14 protein-coding genes are annotated in these 17980 nt (G+C 55.8%); 7 read left to right on the forward strand and 7 right to left on the reverse strand.

Annotated features, from left to right (window positions below):
• Window positions 1–33 precede the first annotated feature (33 nt).
• Window positions 34–1386 carry a UDP-N-acetylmuramate:L-alanyl-gamma-D-glutamyl-meso-diaminopimelate ligase gene (gene mpl / locus HA41_RS09555; RefSeq protein ID WP_094120584.1) on the reverse strand — a complete coding sequence of 451 codons (1353 nt, stop codon included), beginning with the start codon at window positions 1384–1386 and terminating at the stop codon, window positions 34–36.
• Window positions 1387–1554: 168 nt separating this feature from the next.
• On the opposite strand from mpl, the gene fbp reads away from it, so the two are divergent.
• A complete protein-coding gene (gene fbp / locus HA41_RS09560; RefSeq protein WP_094120585.1) occupies window positions 1555–2562 on the forward strand; it encodes a class 1 fructose-bisphosphatase in 1008 nt (335 codons plus the stop codon).
• Between the two features lie 46 nt (window positions 2563–2608).
• On the opposite strand, the gene HA41_RS09565 is transcribed toward fbp, so the two are convergent.
• Window positions 2609–4168 carry a methyl-accepting chemotaxis protein gene (locus HA41_RS09565; RefSeq protein ID WP_094120586.1) on the reverse strand — a complete coding sequence of 520 codons (1560 nt, stop codon included), beginning with the start codon at window positions 4166–4168 and terminating at the stop codon, window positions 2609–2611.
• A 171-nt stretch (window positions 4169–4339) separates the two neighbouring features.
• Between HA41_RS09565 and HA41_RS09570 the strand changes: the two genes are divergently transcribed.
• The 3 genes from HA41_RS09570 (at window position 4340) to ppa (ending at window position 5893) form a co-directional block, all read left to right on the forward strand.
• Window positions 4340–4750, forward strand: a complete 411-nt coding sequence (locus HA41_RS09570; protein ID WP_094120587.1) for a lysozyme inhibitor LprI family protein — start codon at window positions 4340–4342, stop codon at window positions 4748–4750.
• A 63-nt stretch (window positions 4751–4813) separates the two neighbouring features.
• Window positions 4814–5263: a DUF441 domain-containing protein gene (locus tag HA41_RS09575; protein ID WP_094120588.1), complete on the forward strand. Its 450-nt coding sequence runs from the start codon at window positions 4814–4816 to the stop codon at window positions 5261–5263.
• A 99-nt stretch (window positions 5264–5362) separates the two neighbouring features.
• Complete coding sequence (gene ppa, locus HA41_RS09580; protein ID WP_094120589.1) at window positions 5363–5893, forward strand: inorganic diphosphatase; 531 nt, start codon at window positions 5363–5365, stop codon at window positions 5891–5893.
• 60 nt (window positions 5894–5953) lie between these two features.
• Here the strand turns inward: ppa and HA41_RS09585 are convergent, their stop codons facing one another.
• The 3 genes from HA41_RS09585 to tamA are packed head-to-tail and all read right to left on the reverse strand — an operon-like array spanning window position 5954 to window position 11792.
• Window positions 5954–6307, reverse strand: a complete 354-nt coding sequence (locus HA41_RS09585) for a gamma-glutamylcyclotransferase family protein (RefSeq protein WP_094120590.1) — start codon at window positions 6305–6307, stop codon at window positions 5954–5956.
• A gap of 2 nt (window positions 6308–6309) precedes the next feature.
• Window positions 6310–10080 (reverse strand): autotransporter assembly complex protein TamB, encoded by a 3771-nt coding sequence (gene tamB, locus HA41_RS09590; protein ID WP_094120591.1) that lies wholly within the window; start codon window positions 10078–10080, stop codon window positions 6310–6312.
• Entirely contained in the window at window positions 10077–11792 is a 1716-nt protein-coding gene (gene tamA / locus HA41_RS09595; protein ID WP_208612755.1) for an autotransporter assembly complex protein TamA, read from the reverse strand. Before tamA ends, tamB begins: the two co-directional genes overlap by 4 nt.
• Window positions 11793–12312: 520 nt before the next feature.
• Here tamA and paeA point away from each other — a divergent pair.
• Window positions 12313–13635, forward strand: coding sequence for a polyamine export protein PaeA (gene paeA / locus HA41_RS09600; RefSeq protein ID WP_094120593.1), 1323 nt, complete (start codon window positions 12313–12315; stop codon window positions 13633–13635).
• 177 nt (window positions 13636–13812) lie between these two features.
• Here paeA and HA41_RS09605 read toward each other — a convergent pair whose 3' ends face one another.
• Entirely contained in the window at window positions 13813–14019 is a 207-nt protein-coding gene (locus tag HA41_RS09605) for a DUF1107 domain-containing protein (protein WP_003855513.1), read from the reverse strand.
• 315 nt (window positions 14020–14334) lie between these two features.
• On the opposite strand from HA41_RS09605, the gene HA41_RS09610 reads away from it, so the two are divergent.
• Window positions 14335–14892 (forward strand): YtfJ family protein, encoded by a 558-nt coding sequence (locus HA41_RS09610; RefSeq protein ID WP_094120594.1) that lies wholly within the window; start codon window positions 14335–14337, stop codon window positions 14890–14892.
• Window positions 14893–14933: 41 nt separating this feature from the next.
• Here the strand turns inward: HA41_RS09610 and cysQ are convergent, their stop codons facing one another.
• Window positions 14934–15677 (reverse strand): 3'(2'),5'-bisphosphate nucleotidase CysQ, encoded by a 744-nt coding sequence (gene cysQ / locus HA41_RS09615; protein ID WP_094120595.1) that lies wholly within the window; start codon window positions 15675–15677, stop codon window positions 14934–14936.
• Between the two features lie 294 nt (window positions 15678–15971).
• On the opposite strand from cysQ, the gene HA41_RS09620 reads away from it, so the two are divergent.
• Window positions 15972–17912 carry a bifunctional 2',3'-cyclic-nucleotide 2'-phosphodiesterase/3'-nucleotidase gene (locus HA41_RS09620; protein WP_094120596.1) on the forward strand — a complete coding sequence of 647 codons (1941 nt, stop codon included), beginning with the start codon at window positions 15972–15974 and terminating at the stop codon, window positions 17910–17912.
• Window positions 17913–17980 lie beyond the last annotated feature (68 nt).

The following is a 17980-nucleotide window of genomic DNA, read 5'->3' on the forward strand; positions in this document are numbered from 1 at the left end:
GTAAAAAAAGCGCCCCGGCGGGCGCTTGTTCTGTTAAGCCAGTTTATCGAGTAGCTTCTGATGAATGCCGCCGAATCCGCCATTGCTCATCACCAGGATCGAATCCCCCGGCTGTGCCGCTTTAGCGACCATTGAGACCAGCGTATCGATATCCGCCGTAGTGTGTGCGGGCTGCATACAGGCGTCAGCAACGTCTGAGACCTGCCACGGGATGTGATGCGGCTGAAACAGGAAGACTTCATCTGCGCGCGCCAGTGACGGTGCCAGCTCGTTTTTATTCACACCCATTTTCATGGTATTTGAGCGTGGCTCCAGTACCGCAAGAATCCGTGCCGTGCCGCCCACTTTGCTGCGCAGCGCCGCCAGGGTGGCCAGAATCGCGGTCGGGTGATGCGCGAAGTCGTCATAGACTTTGATGCCGTTGACCTCGCCGCGCAACTCCAGCCGGCGACGCGCATTGATGAAGCTGTCCAGCGCCTGACCGGCATCTTCCGGTTTCACCCCAACATGCCGCGCTGCCGCAATCGCCATCAGCCCGTTGTGCATGTTGTGTTCACCGACCAGCGACCAGTTCACTTCGCCTACTTTCGCGCCATCAAGCCACACTTCCCAGTGCGAGGCATCCGCGGTGAGCTTCTTCGCCTGCCAGCGACCGTGATCGCCAACGCTCTCCTGCTCGCTCCAGCAGCCCATCGCCATCACCTGTTTGAGGTTGTGATCGTTCTCGGGCAGCAGGATCTTACCCTGCCCCGGTACGATCCTGACCAGGTGATGGAACTGCTTCTGGATCGCCCGTAGATCGTCAAATATATCGGCGTGATCGAACTCAAGATTATTGAGGATCAGCGTGCGCGGGCAGTAATGGACAAACTTGGATCGCTTATCAAAAAACGCGCAGTCGTACTCATCCGCTTCAATGACGAAGAATGGACTTTTTCCTAATTTTGCTGAAACGTCGAAGTTTCCCGGTACCCCACCAATAATAAAGCCCGGCTCCAGCCCGCAGGCCTCAAGGATCCACGCTGCCATGCCAGCGGTGGTGGTTTTGCCGTGGGTTCCTGCCACTGCCAGCACCCAGCGATCGCGTAGCACGAAATCGTGTAGCCACTGTGGGCCAGAAAGATAAGGAATGTTGCGTTCCAGTACCGCTTCCACACAAGGATTGCCGCGCGTCATGGCATTGCCGATGATCACCAGGTCAGGCGCCGGGTCGAGCTGCCCTGCATCGTAACCTTCTGTTAATTCAATGCCTTGCTGCTCAAGCAGCGTGCTCATTGGCGGGTAAACATTGGCGTCCGAACCGGTCACCTGATGGCCGAGCGAACGGGCCAGCATCGCCAGGCCGCCCATAAAAGTGCCACAAATCCCAAGGATGTGAATGCGCATAACGAGATCCATTACTCAAAAGTTCGGCGCACAGTGTAACGCCGCTCGAAGACGGAAGAAACGGATTAGGACTATGGTTTTTGAAGTTCAATCGGCTAAACTGCGTACGCATACGTTGGCAGAATGTTACGCATGCTGCCACTCCATCGAAGATTCAGGGAATGTGTTATGAAAACGTTGGGCGAATTTATCGTCGAGAAGCAACACGACTTTCCGCACGCCACAGGTGAACTGACGGCGCTGATTTCAGCCATCAAGCTGGGTGCCAAAATTATCCACCGCGACATCAATAAAGCCGGTTTAGTGGATATTCTCGGTGCCAGTGGGGTTGAGAATGTTCAGGGTGAGCAGCAGATGAAGTTAGATCTGTTCGCCAACGAAAAACTGAAAGCGGCATTGAAAGCCCGTGGCATCGTCGCCGGTATCGCGTCTGAAGAAGAGGACGAGTTCGTTATCTTTGAAGGTGAGGAAAACGGTAAATATGTTGTATTGATGGATCCACTGGATGGGTCATCGAATATCGACGTTAACGTTTCTGTTGGTACCATCTTTTCTATCTATCGCCGCGTCAGCGAGCCGGGTACGCCGGTTGTTGAAGCGGACTTTATGCAGCCGGGCAACAAGCAGGTCGCTGCCGGTTACGTGGTGTACGGCTCGTCAACCATGATGGTCTATACCACCGGTGCAGGCGTGCATGCGTTCACTTACGATCCGTCACTGGGCGTGTTCTGCCTCAGCCACGAGCGGATGACCTTCCCGGAAACCGGTTATACCTATTCAATTAACGAAGGTAACTACATCCGTTTCCCGCAGGGCGTGAAGAAATATCTGAAGTTCTGTCAGGAAGAGGATATCGCGACACACCGTCCATATACGTCCCGCTATATCGGGTCGCTGGTCGCGGATTTCCACCGTAACCTGCTGAAGGGTGGCATCTATCTCTATCCAAGCACCGCCAGCCATCCGCAAGGTAAGCTGCGTCTGCTGTATGAGTGCAACCCGATGGCGTTCCTCGCCGAGCAGGCGGGTGGTAAGGCCAGCGATGGTCAGAAACGCATTCTGGATATTCCACCGGTGACGCTGCATCAGCGCTGTCCGTTCTACTGCGGTAACGAGGCGATGGTAAACGACGTTGAGCGCTTCCTGGCCGAGTTCCCGGATTGCCGTCAGGGTTAATCTGGCGACAATCAAAGGGCGCGAATATCGCGCCCTTTTTTTGGTTTCAGACCGGCTGCAAACGGAACTGCGCCATGGTCGCCTGTAGCTGACCGGACTGGGCTTCCAGCGACTGGGTCGCCGCAGTAGCCTGCTCCACCAGCGCGGCGTTCTGCTGCGCGGCTTCATCCATCTGCGTCACCGCCAGATTGACCTGTTCAATGCCGCGGCTCTGCTCGTCAGAAGCCATCGAGATCTCCTTCATCAGCGCCGTGACCCGCATCACCTCACCTGAAATCTCATCCATGGTTTCTCCGGCACGCGTCGCCATCTCGCTGCCCTCTTTAACCCGGGATTGTGAGTCGCCGATCAGCGTGCGGATCTCTTTGGCGGCGTTGGCGCTGCGCTGCGCCAGGGTGCGCACTTCATTCGCGACTACCGCAAAGCCCCGTCCCTGTTCACCGGCGCGCGCCGCTTCAACCGCCGCATTCAGCGCCAGAATGTTGGTCTGGAAGGCGATGCCGTCAATCACGCTGAGAATGTCGCCGATGCGGTTGGCGCTGTCGGTGATTTCGTGCATTTTTTCCATCACGTAGCAGACAACTTCAGCGCCGCGATCGGCTGTATCCGATACCGCATTCGCCAGCTGATGCGCCTGCTGCGCGTTGCTGGCATTGAGCCGCACCGTCGCGGTTAACTGCTCCATGCTGGCTGCCGTCTGCTCCAGCGAGGCCGCAGATTCTTCGGTGCGCTGTGACAGATTAACGTTGCCGGCAGCCAGTTCACGGCTGCCGATGTCGATTTGCAGGCTGGCTTCGCGCACCTGACTGACTGATGCGCGCAGCGCCTGCTGCATCTCTGCTAGCGCATGATTGAGCCGGCCCAGTTCATTGTTGCCCGCCGCCGGCAGGGTCTGGGATAAATCCCCTGCTGCCACCTGCTCCAGATGGACGATGGCGCTGTTGAGCGGCTGGAGCAACATCCGGCGCAGCAGTTGCCAGGCCAGCACTAACAGCAGCAACGTCAGTACCACCGCCACCGCGATCAGAATTTTCATTTTGGTTTCGTTATAGGCCGCCTGATCCAGCTGCGTCGCGGTCACCTGGTTCGCGTACTGGCCGAAATCGTCCACCGCCTTGCTGTAGCGGGCGGCCAGTGCGGCCAGGTTGCCCTCCAGCAGCTGATAATATTCATCGGTATATTGCTTATCCAGCGCGCTCATCATCGGCCTGATGCCCTGCTCAAGATAGGCCTTGTAGCTGCCCGCCACCGCATCCGCCAGCGTTTTGCCGTGTGCCGTCACGGTGCCCGCATCAACAAAACGCTTCAGGCTCTGTTGCGATGCCACCACATCGGCCTGCGCCAGCTTAGTGACACCGGCCCCCTCTTCCAGCAAGCCAATTTCAATTTTTCGCACCGCCAGCGCCGCGTTGGCGCGCGCACGCATTAAATCCGCGTTGCTCTGATAGAGGCTGTTCAGCTCAACTCCCTGGATGCGATTAATCACATCCAGCGACCGGTTCCCTTTGTTAATTGCCACGATACCCATAAAACTCACCGCCAACAGCAGCAGTGTCATAAATGCCAGCAATGCCAGCAACCCCGTGCGAAGTGATAACTGTTTCATCTTGATAGTTTCCGTGTATGAGAAAAGGCGAAATTTCCAGCGGCCCTAAAACGGAACAGGTATCGGCCATCACCCCGCTAAACTTTAACCTTAATGAACGGTTAACGACTTGATCATCACGGAGACATCTATCAAGCTGGACGCCGCTTATCAGTAACCCGGGGAAAAATAATGAAAACAGGATGGCTTCTGGCCCTGCTGTTGGCCAGTGACGTGGCAATGGCACAGGATCTGCCCGCAGATGCCGCACTGAATCGCTGTCTTAGCGGCGCATCGACCACCCTTGCGATGAATCAGTGCTATGCCGTGGCCAGTAAAGCCTGGGATCAGGAAATGAATAATCAATATGGCAAACTGATGAGCCAGTTAACCGGCGAAGCGAAAACAACTTTGCGTCAGGCGCAGCGTGCCTGGCTCAGCTACCGCGACAGCTGGCTGACAGCGAGCCGCAGCCGGCTAAGCGATCAGGGTACGCTGGGTAGCGTAGCGCTGGGCGCGCAGAACGTTAGCCTGGTGCGTAACCAGGCATTGATGTTGCAATCGCTGAGTAAAGGCAGCTGCGCCAACCCGGATGATTGTTGATTACCACCCGTTTATGCGCTGGCTGATGACCTCAGCGCACTCGTCCATTTTCAGGGAGAAACCATGGCTGCTTATGCCTCGACCATTATTCTGATCTGCCTCGCCGTCCTCAGTTATTTCGTTCACAACAACGCCGTCACCATCTCCATTCTGGTGCTGCTGGCGATCAAGATCACCCCGCTGGCGCAGTTTTTTCCCTACGTGGAGAAGCAGGGCATTACGTTAGGCATCATTATTCTTACTGTGGCGGTGATGGCGCCACTGGCCAGCGGATCGCTGCCTGCGTCGGCGTTGCTCAAATCTTTTGCCAACTGGAAGTCGATCGTGGCGATTCTGGTCGGCATTTTTGTCGCCTGGCTGGGGGGGCGCGGCGTTAACTTTATGAGCGTGCAGCCCTCGGTTATCGGCGGCTTGCTGATTGGTACGGTGATCGGCGTGGCGTTTTTCCGTGGCGTGCCGGTCGGACCGCTGATTGCGGCCGGGATTGTTTCGCTGTTTGTGACGGCGAAATAGCGTTAGGGTGCATTCCGAAACGCCAAAAGAGGGCATACTTTCAGAGTCAGTTGGCTATAATAGCCGACACTCAACATACGACTACTGAAGGAATGCCCGATGAGTTTGAACCAGGTGCCAGCAGGTAAAGACCTGCCAGAAGATATCTACGTAATCATTGAGATCCCGGCCAATGCCGATCCGATCAAATATGAAGTTGATAAAGAGTCTGGTGCCCTGTTTGTAGACCGTTTTATGTCTACCGCCATGTTCTATCCGTGCAACTACGGCTACATCAACCACACTCTGTCACTGGATGGTGATCCGGTTGACGTGCTGGTCCCAACGCCACACCCACTGGAGCCAGGTTCTGTGATCCGTTGCCGTCCGGTTGGCGTGCTGAAAATGACCGACGAGTCTGGCGAAGATGCCAAACTGGTTGCGGTTCCGCACACCAAACTCTCTAAAGAGTACGATCACATCAAAGATGTGAACGACCTGCCAGAACTGCTGCGCGCACAGATCACCCACTTCTTTGAGCACTACAAAGATCTGGAAAAAGGCAAATGGGTTAAAGTGGATGGCTGGGATAATGCCGAAGCGGCCAAAGCTGAAATCATCTCCTCTTACGAGCGCGCACAGAAGAAGTAATTCTGCTGTCAGCCGGTAAGTCGAAAAAAAAAACACCGTCCAGATGGACGGTGTTTTTGTTCAGCCCTCTGGCTCTTCATCACGCTTTAGCCAGTCTCCGCTCAGGATACGCTGGCGACCTGCCACTGAGCGTTGATAGACATAAAGCCATGCGCTGCCAAACGGCGTCTGAATCAGATGACGTTTGTACTCTCCCCCCTTGGTGCGGAGCGCATCCAGCTCACCCAGGGTTGAGGCATCGATGCGGTATACTTCACACTGCACCGCTCCATTGCCCTCAATCACGCCGGGATAATGTCCCAGACTGTAAAGCTCAAAGCCCTCAATCTGGAAATCTCCCAGCCATTGCGCATTCGTCATCCAGTGACTGTTTCCCTGTTTGCGCCGTAAACTGCCGTAGACAATTATTCGCATTGCTAAAACTCAAACTGATAGAGCAAATCGAGAGCCTGATCCACACCGGACACGGCTTCCAAATAGAGTTTAGGCATCAGGCGGTAACGCAAGGTTAACGTCGCCAGTGAATCAAATATGCCGACACCGTATTTTACCTGCAGACCCGGTAGTACATAGCCGCTGACCTGCACCTGCTGGCTGTCGCCAACACCGGCAGTATCAAGGGCCAGGTTACTGACACCGAATGTCTCACCGATTTTACCCACAACCTGCCCACTTTGTGCAACCCCTAAGCCAACAAGCGCTGAGGTTAGCGCGTTACTGTCGCCGCTGCTGCCGAGTCCCTGACCGCGCAGCAGGTAAGAGAGCGCTTCCTGTTGCGACATCGCCGGATCGGAGAAGACTTCCGCTTTTGGCTCATCGGCCAGGCCGGTGACCCGCAATCCGGCGGTAACGTCATCTTCAGTCGCCTCCGGGTTACGGATCGCTTCCAGATTGATGTAAGGCTGATCGGGCGGGCCGGCAAACTGCAACTCGCCCTTACGCACAATCAGATCCTGTCCATAGGCGTGGAAGCGGCCGGACGGGATGTTGATCTGGCCGTTGAGACCGAGCCCGGAGCGATCCTGCACCAGTTTCAGATCGCCATTCAGCTTCGCTTTCAGCCCGAACGCGGAGAGACGCACATCGTTACCGACGTGGATAACCAGGTTGCTGTTGATCGGAATGGCTGCGGTTTTCGGCTGAATCGGCTTGAGGTTCTGATCCAGCATCACTTCATCAGACGAGACGCCCGTAGCACTTTCCGGCACTTCCTGCACCGTGATGCGCGCCCACGGAACCTCGACCCGCCCCGACAGGTTAAATGCTGCCGGCGTAGCTTCGAACACCAGATCCGGCGAGACATCCATCCGCACCATCGGTGGCACCGTGACCCGCACCCGACTGCCCTGCGCCGCCACGCGCGCGCGCCAGTTATCGAGCTGGCTCCAGTCGGCGTTACCGTTGAGATTAATATTGCCCTGCGCGGTCTGAATCAGCCCGTTCAGGGTCGAGCTCATGCCGTTAAACACCAGATTGAGATTGGCGGCGGTGAGATCGACCGGCATAAAGCTGCCATCGACATCGACATCAGACAGGCCAAGCTGACCAAACACCTGTGGCTGCTGCACGCTGCCCGCCAGCCTTAAACTGCTGTTGAGGTTGCCTTTGATCTTCTCGCCCTGCATCAGCGCCGGGTTCAGCATCGCCAGCGACAGGTTACGGATATTGACGTTACCGCCCAGCGTGCGGCGATTTTCCGGATCGGTGATCTGAACGTTGCCATCCAGCTGGCCGTTATTGGCGATACGGATCAGCCAGTCGAGCCGGGCACGTCCATCACGCAGCGCCGCATTCAGGTTCAGGGTATCAAAGGCGATCGGCAGGGTATTGCCCTGTACATCCTGCTGCACTTTAACGCCGTTACCTTTCAGCGACACCGTACCGGTCGGCAGGCCCTTACCGGCCTGCCAGTTAACCCGAACATCACCGCTGAACACGCCGCTGAGCTGGGTCGCGTCCGGCATAAACGGCTTAACCATTGCCAGATCAAAACGGTTCAGCACCACATGCGCCTTGCCACTCGGGCCGGCTTCAACCGGTTCCGGTACGCAGAGTTGCGCATTCGGATTCTGCCAGCAGTGAGGACCGATGGTAGCCGTCTGTTTGCTATTGAGGTAGTCAATGGTCATCGCCCGCGTCAACCGCCATTCCCCTACCGGCGTATCAAAGCGGGTGTTGTTCAGTTCGCCTTTCCAGCGCTGCGTCTGGCGATCAAAACTGCCGTTCAGCGCCAGCTGACCGGACACCGGCTCGCCCTGTACATTGAGCTTCAGCTGATGCTGGTGCTCGTTGCCGTCTGCATTCAGGGTCAGCAGATTAATGCTGAGTGCATCCTGTTTCAGTTGCTCAACGCGCAGTTGCAGCTTACCGGCCACCTGCTCGCCGGAACGGACATCGCCCTCCAGCGTGACGCGGTTAATCTGCATCTGCTGCCAGCGCAGTCCACGGGCATTGAGATCGGCCAGCAGCTGCGGCGCGCTCAGGGTTCCGCGCGCTTTGATCGTGCCTTTGACCACGCCGCCCAGACCGGGCAGCGCATTATCGAGTTGCGGCGCGTCAATGCTGGCATCCAGATCCAGCTGTTCACCTAATCCGCCCTTCACGTCCAGATGGTTACGACCCAGCGCCAGCTTAATGCCCGGCACCGTCCACTGGTTGTAACTGTTGCCGGTGAGCGAGCCTTCTGCCGTGACCGCGTTCTGCTTTACATTCCCTTTCAGCTGCAGCTGCGGCACGCTTAACTGCCAGCTTCCGCCGTACAGGCTGCCACGGGTGGTGATTTTGCCATCCAGTCTGGCGGGCCAGTCGGGATACTGCTGAGCAGTGTTGATGCCCGCCAGCGTCAATTCGCTGCGCCAGCTGATCGCCTTACGCCAGTCCACCAGCGCCGTCAGGTCGATGTTGCCCTGCAACGCCGCGATACGCAGTTTGTCGAGGCTGAACTGTTCGACATTACCCTTACCCGTCAGCGAAATGTTTGCCGGAGGCACGGCTTCCCCTTTCACGGCCGTCCGTAGCGACATCACGTAATCAGTGGCTTTGCCTTTGAACTGGTAGTCAAGGTTATCAGCCTGGTACTGTACCGCCCCGGTTAACGGCCAGCGCAGCTGCGGGCTGGTAAGCTGTAGCGACAGCGGCAAGCCCGCCACTGCCAGCTGGGTGGTGGCATCCAGCTGCGCCTTCACCGGACCGGACAGGTTGAGCGCCAGCTTCAGCTCATCGCGCATCGCGCCCTTCAGCGTCAGCGCGATTTTTTCGCCTTTAATCGGGTCGGTATTGACGTCACCGTTAAGCGAGAAATCGACCGGCCAGTTATCCGCCAGCGTCGCCTGACCGCTGCCGTTCAGCTTGCCGAGATTTGAGTCCACTTCCAGCGTGCTGAGCTGCATCTGGCGGTCAGCGGTTTTCGCTTTCAGCAGTAACCGGCTGATGGAAATATCAGTATCACCGGTGATGCGTAATTGCTCGCCCAGGATCTGCTGTACGTCAATATCCAGCGGCAGCTGAAAATCGGGGAGTGCGGGCAGCAGCGGTTGTGCAAACATCGCCTGCAGGGTTTCACCCAGTGGCTTCTCCGCTGGCTCAGGCTGCTGAACCTTCGGCTGTACCACCTGCTCATTCGCTACCTGCGCCGCTTTCGGCAGAGCAATCAGCAGGCTTTGAATATGGGTCGGGTTAAGCGTCAGCGCACGATCCTGCCACTGCAAACCGGTGGTGAAATCCAGCAGCGAGATGGCGGTATCGTCAACTTTGACATTGATATTGTGCAGGCCGAGATGCTTCAGCGTAATCGGATATGGCGTGCTGAGGTTGGCGTTGCCGCTCTCCTCTTCCGGCGGCGGCTCGCTGGCTGGCGTCATCTTCTTGCTGTCGACCACCACGCTGATATCGCTCAGGGAGACATCGTTAACGCAGACCGATGAGTGCAGCAGACAGTTGAGGTCGACCGCCAGGTGAATATGTCCCGCATCGACGCTGACGCCGGGCATCTCATACCGCAACCCAGTGAGGGTCAGATTACGCCAGCCGCCATCGACCTGTTTGATCGATAAACCCGGTACCCAGCGCGAAGCGCCATTTAACAGCAGGTGCAGACCGGGCGTGGTGCCGACTAAAAAAGCCACGCCGCCCAATAGCAGCACCAGAAAAATCAGAATGCCGATCAGGACCTTTTTCCACAGCTTCATAGTTCAGGCCCCAGTCCTATATAAAATTGCAATCCATGTTCCTCGTCATCCCCAATCGGCCGGGCAATATCCAGTTTGATTGGCCCAACCGGTGAAGACCAGCGCACGCCGAAGCCCGCGCCGGTTTTAACGTTACTCTGCTTGATATCGTTGACCGCTTCGCCGGAATCGACAAATACCGCGCCCCACCATTTGCCGCTGACGTTGTACTGATATTCCAGCGATCCGGTGGCGAGTTTTGAGGCACCGGTCAGTTTGCCGTCCTCATCGCGAGGGGAGATGTTTTTATATTTGTAGCCGCGAATACTGCGGTCGCCGCCCGCGAAGAAGCGTAGATCCGGCGGCACTTTGTCGAAGTCATTGGTTTCGATCCAGCCAAGATTGCCGCGTGCGACAAAACGATGCTTATCACCCAGCGTGCGGATCCAGACGTTTTGCGCCTGCATAATCAGGAAGTCAACGTCTGAACCCCAGGTGGTGTCGGACACGTCTACCGAGTAGCGCTGCGAGTCACCCCAGGTCGGCATTAAGCCGCCGCGTGAGCGGGTACGGTTTACGCTGACGCCTGGGTAGAGCAGCATGGTGGTATTGGTGACGCTACCCTGGGTAAAGTGATCCAGGCTCCAGCGCAGATTAACGGCCTTCTGCCAGCCGCTGCTGCTGTCCCAGTTGCGCGACATCGCCAGTGTCGTGGTATCGGCTTTGGTGTCGTTGAGGTCGGTGCGCTTCAGACCGCCCGAGAAGGTATAGTACTGTTCCAGCGGGCTTTTCAGCAGCGGGACTTTATAGCTCAGATCGACCTGCTGTTCAGGGGCAGAGACGTAGGCGCTGGCCGCCAGACTGTGACCGCGATCGTTGATCCACGGTTTTCTCCAGGTCCCTTTCAGTCGAGGCCCGACATCTGTCGAGTAACCCACCCCGGTTTCAATGGTGTTTTCGGTACGCGGTGACATCACCGCATTGAGCGGCAGAACTTTGGTTTTGCGCCCCTGTTTGAATTCCGGTGCCACCACCACCGAATTGAACCAGCCGGTGGCAGAGAGACGGCGATTCAGCTCAGCCAAATCGCGTGAACTGTAGTCGTCGCCCTGCTTAAATGGCACCAGATTTTGCAGGTACTCTTCGCGAATTTGCGAGCCCTGAAAAGTGACGTCGCCAAAACGGTAGCGCTGACCGCTGTCGTAGTCGATATCCCAGAACGCTTCTCGCCGCTCGACCGATACGCCTAACTGGCTCTTTTTAAATACGCCATCAAAATAGCCATTACGCAGCGCAAGATTAGAGAAGCCACTTTTGAAACTGTCATACTGACCGTGGTTGAGCTGGGTCCCCACTTTGGGACGCCCCTGCGCCACCCAGGCTTTATAGTCGGCATCGTTACGGGCATCGCCCTCAACAACGATGCTGCTGCCGCCAATTTTCACCGGTTCGCCGGGCGTCACGCGCGCCACCAGCACCGGACGGCCACCCTGCGCAGGCGCAGGACGGGATTCAAAATCGATAACCGGCTCGTAGTAACCGAGCGCGCGCAGGCCCTCTTTTATCGCTACCGAGACGCGTGCGCGAAAGCGGCCGTCGTTAGAGACCTCATCACTGCCGATGGTCGACAGGCGCGCCCTGACGTTTTTTTGCAAATCCCCGGTTAAGCCTTCTACCTGTAATCGTACCGTCGCTGCCTCAAGAGCAGGCGCGGCAAGCAGCAGGCTGGCCATGCAATAAACATAAAATCGTGGCACCTGTACTCCTGTTAATCATGCCGGCCCCTTTTCCGCGGGGCACTTATTAATCATCTTTGCCCGCACTGGCGTGACGGCAACATCCTCATCATAGCCGCACTTTATGGTAACTGACGGCGCAACATCATCATCTAAGTCAAATACCGGGCTATTGTCGGCAAATGATGCGATCGATACAACAACTGTGGCGTCGAATGATAGCGGCTGCCGGGTTCACTCAGATTAATCTGAGCGGGAAACAGGCTTGCCGGGCGAATTGCGCGACCGGAACAGGTGGTTTGCCCTCTGGCGGCCCGGTGATAGCACCTGCTATAATCTGCCACCACAGGCATTTCGCCTGTTTTCATTTCTGCCCCGACATTGTTTTTTCCTGTCGAACTGGCGCAGACATTTTTGGCACGGATAGCCCTGTTTGACAGGTAAGCAGATCGCTCAGGATCTCACCTGCACGCTGCCCAGGCCAAAAATGACAAGTGGATAACCCTTTGGATCTCTTATGTTAGATAGCTTACTTGTCATCCTGTTACTGATCGTAATCAGTGCATTTTTTTCCCTGTCGGAAATCTCGCTGGCGGCCGCCCGCAAGATAAAACTCAAGCTGCTGGCGGATGAAGGCAATGTCAACGCGCAACGCGTGTTGAAAATGCAGGAAACGCCGGGCATGTTCTTTACCGTGGTGCAGATTGGTCTGAATGCCGTCGCGATTCTCGGCGGTATTGTCGGCGACGCCGCCTTTTCGCCAGCGTTTAACAGCCTGTTTAACCGTTTTGTCGCGCCGGAACTGGCGGAGCAACTCAGTTTCATCTGCTCATTCACCATCGTTACCAGCCTGTTTATCCTGTTTGCCGACTTAACGCCAAAACGGGTCGGTATGATCGCCCCGGAAACCATCGCCCTGCGTATCATCAACCCGATGCGCTTCTGCCTGCTGTTGATGCGTCCGCTGGTCTGGCTGTTCAACGGTCTGGCCAACGTCTTCTTCCGCATCTTCAAACTGCCGATGGTGCGCAAAGACGATATTACTTCTGATGATATCTACGCGGTGGTGGAAGCGGGTGCGCTGGCTGGCGTGTTGCGTAAGCAGGAACATGAGTTAATCGAGAACGTGTTTGAACTGGAATCACGCACCGTGCCCTCTTCGATGACCTCGCGTGAAAATATTGTCTGGTTTGATCTGCATGAAGATGAAACCAGCCTGAAAACCAAAATCGCCCAACATCCTCACTCTAAATTCCTGGTCTGCAGCGGCGATATCGATCATATCGTCGGTTACGTTGACTCTAAAGAACTGCTGCTGCGGGTTCTGGGAAATCAGAGCATGGCACTGAACAGCGGCTTACAGATTCGCTCGGCGCTGATTGTGCCCGATACGCTGACGCTGTCTGAAGCACTGGAGAGTTTCAAAACTGCCGGTGAAGACTTCGCAGTAATCATGAATGAGTATGCGCTGGTGGTCGGGATCATTACTTTGAATGACGTGATGACTACGCTGATGGGCGATTTGGTTGGCCAGGGCATGGAAGAGCAGATTGTGGCGCGTGATGAGAATTCGTGGCTGGTAGAAGGCGGAACGCCGATTGATGATGTGATGCGGGTACTGGACATTGATGACTTCCCGCAGTCAGGCAACTACGAAACCATCGGTGGCTTTATGATGTATATGCTGCGTAAAATTCCAAAGCGTACCGACTTTGTGAAGTTTGCCGGTTATAAATTCGAAGTGGTCGATATCGACAGTTATCGCATCGATCAGTTACTGGTTACCCGCATTGATGAGCGGCCGCCGGTACTGAATATGACCAAAAGTGAAGAAGAGTAGATGACTAAGGGCCTGCCCCATAAGGCGTCATTGTTGCAGACAGTCTGGACACGGACAGCGCGGAACAAGCAGGCGTATACGTAGTACGTGAGGATTGTGAGCACTGCCCAGGTTCAGAATGGCAAATAAAATAGCCTGATGGGCCAGGCTCAAAGGGCGCCATCGGCGCCCTTGTGATTAGTTGAACTCAAGTTTCAGACGAACGACCTGGCGGTTAATTTCTGACATCACGCTCAGATGCTGTTTGTCTTTGACGCGCGGGATTAACACTTTCCCTTTGTCGAACTCAAACGCGCCGACATCCTTGATATACAACCTTCCTTTGAACAGCGTTTTTACATATTTCGCTATTTGCAGCGGATTATAGCGCTGGAAGATCTTCATACTGATTAACTCCTGTACAATTTTAAGCACGCTTCGCCGTTTCCAAATTAGGTACGAGCCCATGAAGCGCGAATTCGGGATAAACTATAGAACACTCAGCGCTGCCGATGTTCCGAAAAATGAATTATTTTACTGAGTTGACACATCATTACAGAACACTCTGTTATCACGCTCATGCAACACAGTATAAACCTTCAGTCGTTAAGAAATTGTGGCGCTGATAACAAACCTGACACCTTTCCAGGACAGCAGCATCATCCCTGCCTACTATTGCAATAAAATGACTAACTGGTCTGATCACTTAAGGAAACCGCGATGCGAATCACTCTGGCAGCGATAGTTTTGTCGTTACTGATACCGGTAAGCGCCCTGGCACACGATCTGAAACAGGATGCGCGCGTGCCGGCAACGGGCGTGAATGACAAAGGTGAGCTGTTACTGCAGCAGGATAAGTTTAGCTACAAAAACTGGAATAGTGCGCAGCTGAACGGAAAAGTTCGCGTGATTCAGCATATTGCCGGGCGCTCGTCCGCTAAGCAGATGAATGCGGCGTTAATCGAAGCGATCAAAGCCGCGAAGCTGCCGCACGATCGTTATCAGACCACCACTATCGTCAATACGGATGATGCGATTCCCGGGACCGGGATGTTTGTCCGCAGCAGCATCGAAAGCAATAAACAGCAGTATCCGTGGTCACAATTTATTGTCGACGATAAGGGAAATGTTCAGCGTGCCTGGCAACTGCAATCGGGTGGATCAGCCATTGTGGTGCTGGATAAACATGGCGCGGTGAAGTTTGTGAAGGATGGGCCGCTGACACAGGAAGAAGTACAGCAGGTGGTTAATCTGGTGACCTCTCTGCTGGCGCACTAACCAGCGCCGCACGGCGGGAGGTTGCCCTCCCGCTTAACAGATTAAAACAGCGAAACGCGAAAGCCAGGATTGAGGAAGGATTCGCGCGGTGCGTAATCCAGCGTTTTGCCCTGCCAGTCATGTACGTGGGCACCCGCCGCCATAGCTACCGCGTGGCCCGCACCGGTGTCCCAGATGTTGGTCGGCCCGAAGCGCGGATAGAGCTGCGCTTTTCCTTCCGCCACCAGGCAGAATTTCAACGATGAACCGGTCGCTACCGTCTGATGCTCGCCGAGCTGCTTCAGGTACTGTTTCATCTCATCATCGTCGCCGTGAGAACGGCTCACCACCACCAGCGGTGGCCGGGCATCACGCGCATGAATCTGTTCACGCCGGCCGCCCTCTTCTTTCCAGGCCTTACCGTCCGCGGCAGAGTACATCACGCCCAGTGCTGGCGCATAGACCACGCCCATCACCGGCTTGCCCTCTTCAATCAGCGCAATATTGACGGTGAATTCGCCGTTACGCTTGATGAACTCTTTGGTGCCATCAAGCGGATCAACCAGCCAGTAGCGCTGCCAGTGCTGACGCACCTCCCAGGCAGGCGGATCTTCTTCAGACAGGACCGGTATCGCAGGTGACAGCTGCGCCAGGCCGTTCACAATCACCTGATGCGCAGCAATGTCGGCGGCGGTCACCGGCGAGTCATCCGATTTGTGAGAAACGTCAAGCGGCGCGGCACCGTCGTAAACCTGCATAATTGCGTCGCCCGCTTCGCGTGCCAGTTGGCAAATTTGCTCTAACATTTTTCACCTCGTTGTGTCCATCGGCTGCACGTTCAGTTCAACGCCTGATGGTTACATTTTAGCAGTTCCGTCCTGCAAGCCGATCGCGCAGTGGCAGCACGGAGTAATTTATAGATATATCAATACCATAGTTACCTGCTTATCGCTACGCCTGCACCGCTACGCCCTATTCCGAAATGGCCGGCCGGGTAACCGATGCGCCAAAACGTTATATCCATCACGATTTAAACTGACCACTCATCAGGCTTTTACATTATTTTGAGAGCCTTAACTTATCTGGCAGCAGGAGCAAGCATGTTTAAGCCTGGAATGATGTTACTGGCCCTGAGCGTTTCAGTCGCCGCACAGGCGGCAACGGTCGATTTGCGGATACTCGAGACCACCGATCTGCACAGTAACATGATGGATTTCGACTATTACAAAGACACGCCAACCGAAAAATTTGGTCTGGTGCGGACTGCCACGCTGATTCATGCGGCACGCCAGCAGGTTAAAAACAGCGTACTGGTCGATAACGGCGACATCATCCAGGGTAGCCCGCTGGGCGACTATATGGCGGCCAGGGGCCTGAAAGTGGGCGAAATCCACCCGGTCTATAAGGCGCTTAACACACTCGATTACAGCGTCGGTAATCTGGGTAATCATGAGTTTAACTATGGTCTGCCTTACCTGAAAAAAGCGCTGGCTGGCGCACGCTTTCCTTATGTCAACGCCAACGTCATCGACGTTAAAACAGGTAAGCCGCTGTTCACGCCTTATCTGATCAAATCCACCCGCGTGGTGGACCGCGACGGCAAAGCGCAGACGGTGAAGATAGGTTATATCGGCTTTGTGCCACCGCAGATCATGGTGTGGGATAAAGCCAATCTGCAGGGCAAGGTGCGGGTGGATGACATCACCGAAACCGCCCGTCGCTACGTGCCTGAAATGCGCGCTCAGGGCGCGGATATTATTGTCGCCATTCCCCACTCCGGCCTGAGCAGCGAGCCGTATCACGCGATGGCGGAGAACTCGGTTTACTACCTCAGCCAGGTTGAGGGCATCAACGCCATTATGTTTGGTCATGCTCATGCGGTGTTCCCGGGCAGCGACTTCGCCAGTATTAAAGGCGCAGATGTTGCCCAGGGAACGCTGAATGGCATCCCGGCCGTGATGCCCGGCATGTGGGGCGATCATCTGGGCGTGGTCGATCTGGTGCTGAACAATGACAGCGGACACTGGCAGGTCAGCAGTGGCAAAGCCGAGGCGCGGCCCATTTATGACGCAGCCGCGAAAAAGTCGTTAGCGGCAGAAGATCCGGCGCTGGTTACGCTGCTGGCTGACGATCATCGTGCCACGCGGGAATTTGTCGGCAAGCCGATCGGCAAATCCGCCGATGTGATGTACAGCTATCTGTCGCTGGTGCAGGACGATCCGACGGTGCAGATCGTCAACAATGCCCAGCGCGCTTACGTTGAACACTTCATTCAGGGCGATCCGGATCTTGGTGGTCTGCCGGTGCTCTCCGCCGCTGCACCCTTTAAAGCGGGCGGACGTAAGAACGATCCGGCCAGCTACGTTGAAGTCGAGAAAGGTCCCCTGACCTTCCGTAACGCCGCCGATCTCTATCTCTACCCCAATACCCTGGTGGTGATGAAAGTCAGCGGTGCGCAGGTAAAAGAGTGGCTGGAGTGTTCAGCGGGCCAGTTTAATCAGATCGACCCGCACAGCAGCAAAACACAGTCGCTGATCAACTGGGACTTCCGCACCTATAACTTCGACGTGATTGATGGGGTCAGTTACCAGATCGACATCACTCAGCCGGCGCGTTATGACGCAGAATGTCAGCTGATTCATCCGCAGGCGTCGCGTATTCGTCAGCTGAGCTGGCAGGGCAAACCGATCGATCCGCAGGCCACTTTCCTGGTGGCGACCAACAACTACCGCGCATATGGCGGTAAGTTTGCCGGCACTGGCGATAAGTACATTGCCTTTGCCTCACCGGATGAGAACCGTTCTGTGGTGGCCGCCTATATCAGCGCGGAAACGAAAAAACAGGGTGAGGTCAGACCGCAGGCGGATAATAACTGGCGTCTGGCACCGATAGCATCCTCCACGCCGCTGGATATCCGCTTTGAAACTGCGCCTGGCGATAAAGCGACCCGCTTTATTCAGCAGCACGCACAGTATCCGCTACAGCCAAAGGGCACGGATGCGATCGGGTTTGCCATCTGGCAGGTGAATTTACAGCAGTAGGCGGGCAGGAAGCCGGTCAGGCAGGATACGTGACCGAAACACAATGCTGCCACCGTGGGCGGTGGCAG

Source organism: Pantoea conspicua (genome assembly GCF_002095315.1).
In the GTDB taxonomy this organism is placed as follows: domain Bacteria; phylum Pseudomonadota; class Gammaproteobacteria; order Enterobacterales; family Enterobacteriaceae; genus Pantoea; species Pantoea conspicua.